Annotated in this window: 7 protein-coding genes; 2 read left to right on the forward strand and 5 right to left on the reverse strand. The window is 35.8% G+C overall.

All coding sequences use genetic code 11. The annotated features are described in order from the left end of the window. Window positions 1–141: 141 nt before the first annotated feature. From ACHWSC_RS16330 to ACHWSC_RS16350, 5 genes are all read right to left on the reverse strand, one after another. Window positions 142–1,065 carry an alpha/beta hydrolase gene (locus tag ACHWSC_RS16330; protein WP_394677467.1) on the reverse strand — a complete coding sequence of 308 codons (924 nt, stop codon included), beginning with the start codon at window positions 1,063–1,065 and terminating at the stop codon, window positions 142–144. 20 nt (window positions 1,066–1,085) lie between these two features. Then, window positions 1,086–2,003: an alpha/beta hydrolase gene (locus ACHWSC_RS16335; protein ID WP_394677468.1), complete on the reverse strand. Its 918-nt coding sequence runs from the start codon at window positions 2,001–2,003 to the stop codon at window positions 1,086–1,088. 169 nt (window positions 2,004–2,172) lie between these two features. Continuing rightward, window positions 2,173–3,036 (reverse strand): helix-turn-helix domain-containing protein, encoded by an 864-nt coding sequence (locus tag ACHWSC_RS16340; RefSeq protein ID WP_394677469.1) that lies wholly within the window; start codon window positions 3,034–3,036, stop codon window positions 2,173–2,175. A gap of 164 nt (window positions 3,037–3,200) precedes the next feature. Then, window positions 3,201–3,749, reverse strand: a complete 549-nt coding sequence (locus tag ACHWSC_RS16345; protein WP_394677470.1) for an aminoglycoside phosphotransferase family protein — start codon at window positions 3,747–3,749, stop codon at window positions 3,201–3,203. Between the two features lie 214 nt (window positions 3,750–3,963). Beyond that, the gene (locus tag ACHWSC_RS16350; protein WP_394677471.1) at window positions 3,964–5,049 is read right to left on the reverse strand and encodes a hypothetical protein; all 1,086 of its coding nucleotides are present in this window, start codon (window positions 5,047–5,049) and stop codon (window positions 3,964–3,966) included. A gap of 140 nt (window positions 5,050–5,189) precedes the next feature. Between ACHWSC_RS16350 and ACHWSC_RS16355 the strand changes: the two genes are divergently transcribed. Further along, window positions 5,190–5,456 carry an RNA polymerase sigma factor gene (locus ACHWSC_RS16355; protein WP_394677472.1) on the forward strand — a complete coding sequence of 89 codons (267 nt, stop codon included), beginning with the start codon at window positions 5,190–5,192 and terminating at the stop codon, window positions 5,454–5,456. A 382-nt stretch (window positions 5,457–5,838) separates the two neighbouring features. Further along, window positions 5,839–6,183, forward strand: a complete 345-nt coding sequence (locus tag ACHWSC_RS16360) for a hypothetical protein (protein WP_201669075.1) — start codon at window positions 5,839–5,841, stop codon at window positions 6,181–6,183. The last annotated feature ends 140 nt before the right edge of the window (window positions 6,184–6,323 follow it).

Genomic DNA, 6,323 nt, shown 5'->3' on the forward strand with positions numbered 1-6,323 from the left:
ATCCAAATAATCCGTATGAATTACACCTATTAAAACTTTTGATGCCATCTTTATATAATTGTTGAGGATTAATTAACAAAAGAAAACGAAACAACCTTGTGCTTTATTTCACAAGTGTTGTTTCGTTGTATAAATTTCCCTTTATAAATTTTCTTTGAAAAAAGGAACAATTCTTTTCAGTGCTTGTTGAACCGGTTCAGGTTTGTCATAGAGGTCATAATGAGACCAACCTTCAACGACAACCAATTCTTTCTTTTTGGAGGCTGCACGGCCATAAATTTCCTGTCCATCACGATAGGCTCCGAAACCGCCTGGTTTATCACCAATTACAATCAACAAAGGTTGCGTGAGTAGCGTTTCGGCATTGCTAAAAGCATCCCAGTCTACAGCAGCCGCTCGGTGCGAAAATAATGCACTGGTATAACCATGAGGCTGTGCGCCACGGGAAGTCTTATAATAATCTGTAGCTTCCAATACATCAATATCTGTAATGCCTGCTTCTTTACCGTCTTCTACGGATGAAGGTAATAATCCGTCTACTCTCAGTTGAACTCCTCGAGATTCCGCAGTGCGTTGTTTGGCAATTGCTTCCAGTGTACCAATCGGATCATATCCGGCAAACCCTTCACGGCAAAGACGTCCAAAGTTTACCCCTGTGATGCTTACTACTGCCTTTAAGCGACGTTCTGTTTTAGCAGCACTGATGGAATATCCGCCACCTCCGCAAATACCCAATACACCAATTCGGTTTTCATCTACAAAAGGTAGTGTTACCAAATAATCACAGGCATATCTATAATCTTCCACACGGAAAGACGGATCTTCTATAAAACGGGGTTCGCCACCACTTTCCCCTTGAAATGAAGCATCCGGAACCAATACCACAAACCCTGCATCTGCGAGAGCCTGTCCGTATACATTACCCGAAGTCTGCTCTTTACAGCTTCCTATGGGATGGGTACTGATAATAGTTGGATATTTTTTATCTTCTTCAAAATCAGGCGGGAATAATAAATCTGCTGCAATATCCCAATATAAGGCTTTAAATTTTACTGACTTTTTCATTTTATCAACTTTTATTTGAATTACAATTTTTCAGAGAAGAAAGATACCAATTGAGAAATTGCTTCGTTCACATAATTTTCTCTGTCATAAAGAGACATGTGGTTTGCTCCTTCTATCACATATTTTGTCTTATCTGAAGTTGCGGCAATTTTTAATAGATCATCACTCATCCAGGCACTTCCAGCAACACTCCCTACAATCGCTAATAAAGGTTGTGTGAAAAATGCTTCAGCTTTATTATAAGCATCATAAGTAATAATCTGCGTCAAGCTTCTTAATGTTGCCCATCCCGGCGCGGTAGGATATTGACAACGATCTGTATGATAATATTCCCACGCTTCTCTCAATTCTTCATTGGGAGCATCTTCCTCTTTCATTGGAGCCAAGGGCATAATTTGCGATCCTTCTTGTGCATCGTTGGTTCTGGCACTTGCGCCGGCCAACAAATAAGGCATTGCATCTGCATCTTTTACATTGTTTTCCCATCCATTACGGAACATAGGCCCAATATTGACAGCGCTCACCATTCCAACTGCTTTGATACGATGGTCATTAATCGCAGCATTTGCCGTGTAACCTGCTCCTGCGCAGATGCCCATTGCTCCTATTTTCTCTGCATCCACATAAGAAAGTGTGGTCAAATAATCTATTACTGCACTGACGTCTTCTGTCCTGATGTAAGGATTTTCCAACTGACGAGGCTCACCTGTACTTTCTCCCTGATAGGAAGCATCATAAGCTATAGCAATCAAACCTTTTTCCGCTAATTTTTTTGCGTACAATCCGGAGGCTTGTTCTTTTACACCGCCGCCGGGATGGGAGACAACTACGACAGCATATTTTTTATTTTCATCAAACCCTTCAGGGAAATTAATAATAGCTGATAAGGTAATTCCTTGTCCGTTTCCGTTATTGATACTGATCTTTTGTTGTGACATGATATTTTCTTTTTTAAATTAAACGTCTTGTTATTTTGATAAGACAAAGTTAAATACAGCCTCCTACCTGGAACGTAGACAGATTACTCGAAAACGGAAACATTTTACTGATTTGTAATTGGAGCAAAAAAAAGCAACCTTGTTAGGTTGCTCTGAATTATATTAACACTTACATTTCCCTAAATACTTTTGGGGATAAACCTGTTTTCTTACGGAAAAATCGTGCGAAATAATTAGGATAATCAAAACCTAAACTATAAGAAATTTCACTGATAGATAGTGAAGTGTTTTTAAGTTTGTCTTTTGCCTGATTTAGAACAAAATTATGGATATGCTCGATCGGTGATTCTCCCGTAAAATGCTTGATCAAATCTCCAAAATAGTTGGGCGAAAGATTGGCTTTCTGCGCAAAATATGCAACAGAAGGGAGACCTGCAATTCCATCACTGTTCCCAAAATACTGCTTTAGATTTTTATAAAAATTATCAATAACAGAATTATATTCCCTACTCCTTGAATCAAATTGTCTGTCATAAAACACTTGTGTATAAGACAAAATTAGAGCAATATAGGACATGATAACATCCTTGGAATAAAATTCCTTCTGAAATTCATGATACGTTTTTTTGTACAGGTCCCATAGAATAACTTCTTCATCTGTCGTCAGGAATAAGGCTTCATGGTTGTTGTAATGTACAAAATTGTAATCTTTTGCCAATTTATTTACATATTTCGCGCTTACCAGTATGTTGTAGCCTGCATTAGGAGCATTGATATTCCAATCCAAATTGTTTTGCGGGCAGTCAACATACATAAAAGATTTAGCCTGGTCTTCCAGAAATTGGGTTGTCTTAAAGTTTTTTTCCAATGGCGGCTTTATAGCGAGCAGATAAAAATCAATGGTAACAGAATCAGATTGCAGTCGTAAGTTATCCTCATGTTCATAATTAATAATAAGGAGATCCTCATTCTTAGGCTTGGTAACGTTAAGATAGGATGCAAACTCTTTTATATTAAATATTTTATTCATCATTACATAGTAATATTTGTGCTCCTACAAAAATAGCTTCTTTATCAGCTAATATAATGATACATTTCAAGGTAAAACGGATACATTTTACTGCAAAGCTAAGGCACTGGTTTGAAAGAATGGTGATAAAGGAAAACAGTACTTGAACATCTAACGTATTTGATAATCTATTTTTTCAATGACAACGCAATTTTGGCTAGTTGTATCGGTAAGCTGGCGTCTAAATGATCTTCCTCCATCCAGATTGCTGATAAGCCTACCCATGCAATTACCCAGTTTAACATTCTGTCAAAATCAATCTTGGTTTCTTGGCCAATTACCTCTATTTGCCTAACTAGTCTATCCTTGTCTAAAGCAACTTGTCTATTAGGGTTACACAGTATCTTTGCAAAGTCGAAGGCTCTATCGCCATATAATGCTTTTGGATCTATTGCTAACCGACCGTTAAGATCAGAATAAAGAATGTTTTCATGGTGAAGATCTCCATGAAGCACATAGCGTTCGGTTTGGTCGGAAAGTAATCTAATAGCCACTAAAGCAGACTCTTTTAACGTTTCATCAGAGAAGTTTGTTTTATTTAAAAGTGGGGCAAACCAATCCGCTCTTAATCCTTTATAAACACAGGGTTGTAATAAGCTTGAATTTGTTCTAAAACTTGCTCCGTCCTGTGTAAGATTCCATTTATTGATATATAACGCTAGTATAGGTTCAGTCATTTAATGGTTTTATAAAATTTGTAGACTTGACTATAATTGTCTTAAGATATTATAAAGAATTAAATTACACAAAATCATTCGAATCATGGGAGCTCAGTAAATATACGTGATAACAAAGGGCCAATTGATAGGTATTGCCACACAGGAGACGAATGCAAACACCCACTTAGAAGTTGACCTTGAAATAATGTAAACTGTGTCTAAGGGTACATATTTATTTAGAGCCAAAAAGTTTCTGCCACCACCTCTGCCCCGCTTTTGGCAAGCTGTTTTGCGCAGTAATTTTTCCCTCTTCCATTATTTTTATTACGTCCTTAATTAAACCGTCCACCATGGGTGAAAAATTTCTGTACTTTTTATGTTGAAACGCTATAATATGATATGATTTCTTAGACGTCTCGTCTGATGAGTTGTTTGTTCTAATAATTATTCTGCAAAGTTGTTCAATACAATCTCTTACAATATTACGGTTATCTGTCCCATTTATTACTTTCGCAAGGATTTCAAGAGCCTTATTATTTTCATCAATCTCTACATATAACTCTGCCAATTGTCTATTGTAGATATCGATTAGAAAATCTTCATCATTTTTTTCGAGTGTCAATTTAAGAGCTTCAATCTCTGAAACCTTGTCGTCTGCATATTTCGCGTATGTCCTATATAAACCTAGTTCTTCATAAGTCCAAGCTCTTTCTTTATTGATCCATTCAGGTAATTTCGTCAAAAATAGTTCTCGTTCATTTGTCGAATAGAGAAAATACAGTTCGTCTTGAATGGGTAATTTGTAATTTCTGAAATAGGACTTTTTATACTCTTTCCAATTGTCAATGTCTTCTTGCGAATAAATACAACTTTCTTGCGTTTCTCCAATATACTTTAACAGTTCAATTTTCTTTGGGTTGTCGGCTGTTTCTAAATATTGGTAGGTTTCTTTAATGCCTGCCGAAACCAAATATTCTCCATCAAATCCAATTCCGCTGTCAAAATCTATATTTTTAGCTTCAAAAAACAACCAAACGATTTCAGGTGAATTGAAAAGTGTCAGAACGAAGGCACAGAAATACAAATTATCAACTTCACCATCTTTCCCATATTTTCGCCATTCCTTTTCTTCTGCAAAAAGATATTTTACAATTTCATAGTCTGTCTGTTTAAGGTCATCGTAAATTGCAATATTTAGTTTTAATCGGTCAAAGTGTTTTGAATTGATAGCGTCTTTTTCGAAGCGATAATTGTGCAAGAGTTTTGGGTTCTGTCGGACTAAGTCGAGTTCAGTTTTATATTTTTCTACTACTGTCACGGTGTTTTGATATTATTGTACATAACTCTCAAAGATAAGTAATTCACCAACTTATAAAATAATTAGCATTTAAAGATCCACAGCGTTCAAAGTTGACATTTTCGGAAAGTTTTCTTTACTTCGTAGACAAATTCTACCGCATGTCACATATTCCTTTAAATAACGAACACCAATTGCTCCAACAATTAAAGGATGGAAACAATAGCGCCTTCGAACATATCTACAACAATTACAAACAGCAGCTTGCTGTTAATTTCCTGAAGCTGCACAAAGATGATGATCTGGCGGCTGATGCTTTACAGGAACTTTTTACAAGGGCATGGAATATCTGTACCGCGATAGCCACTAACCAATCTGCTTACTCATGTATTATCCAGAGACAAAATAGGCATGGAAATTATAGCTAAGGACTATTAGGTATGTTTCATTATGAAAAAATTATTTTTTTATTAGATAAACAATCACTTATTATGGAATCCCCTATTATACTACTATGCTTCCCATAGATCATGAATTTAAAATGGTGTATGCATTATACATTCTGTTATTTTGCTATATCACCTATCGAATTTTAGTGGCTGGCAAAGGAGAAAGAATTCGACTGATATTTATTGTGTTCGTTAGCCTTATTCTAAATGTTTTTCTATTTATAGATCCAGCTAATTTTCAAGGAGGGGCTTCATTAGTTGTACTATTTTACTCATTAATTATTTGGTTGTTAACGATACTAGTAACAGTTGTCAATTGTATTTTTTCAAGTTGGAAAAAGAAAACTTAGCCATTATGGTCATGGAAAAAGAAAAACAAGATTACATCATAAACTATTACCTTCATTTGATGTCTCCAAAAGAAAAGCTTGCTTATAAACATGCGCATTCACTATTAAAGATAGACCAAAATGCAGATATTGATAAAATAAAGAGAGTTTACTTTAAAGCTGGATGGCTAACCAAAGACGAAAATACACTAAGTTTATTGAATAATGGCTTAGAGAAATTTAATGAAGATACAGCAACGCGTATTATGCGTGATCATGCTTCAGAAATTTTCTTTAATTACTGCCCCAATTGTGGGAAGCTAGCCAGAACTCCAATAGCAAAACAATGTCGTTTTTGTTATTACGACTGGCATTAAATTCACTAACTTAGAGACTGTAACATGAACTGTGTCAGAGGAATAATTCAATAAGATTATTTATATTCAATTATTCAAACGACACGGTCATGAAAGAAAAAGACCCATTCGACTTTGAACGCTTCAAAGCAGAAGCCATG

The sequence above is a fragment of the uncultured Sphingobacterium sp. genome, from assembly GCF_964277905.1.
Taxonomy (GTDB): domain Bacteria; phylum Bacteroidota; class Bacteroidia; order Sphingobacteriales; family Sphingobacteriaceae; genus Sphingobacterium; species Sphingobacterium siyangense.

Bases quoted from the DNA above. Each gene is read 5' to 3' on its own strand.
- ACHWSC_RS16330 (WP_394677467.1), bottom strand. From the start codon at position 1,065: ATGAAAAAGTCAGTAAAATTTAAAGCCTTATATTGGGATATTGCAGCA.
- ACHWSC_RS16335 (WP_394677468.1), bottom strand. From the start codon at position 2,003: ATGTCACAACAAAAGATCAGTATCAATAACGGAAACGGACAAGGAATT.
- ACHWSC_RS16340 (WP_394677469.1), bottom strand. From the start codon at position 3,036: ATGATGAATAAAATATTTAATATAAAAGAGTTTGCATCCTATCTTAAC.
- ACHWSC_RS16345 (WP_394677470.1), bottom strand. From the start codon at position 3,749: ATGACTGAACCTATACTAGCGTTATATATCAATAAATGGAATCTTACA.
- ACHWSC_RS16355 (WP_394677472.1), top strand. From the start codon at position 5,190: ATGTCACATATTCCTTTAAATAACGAACACCAATTGCTCCAACAATTA.
- ACHWSC_RS16360 (WP_201669075.1), top strand. From the start codon at position 5,839: ATGGAAAAAGAAAAACAAGATTACATCATAAACTATTACCTTCATTTG.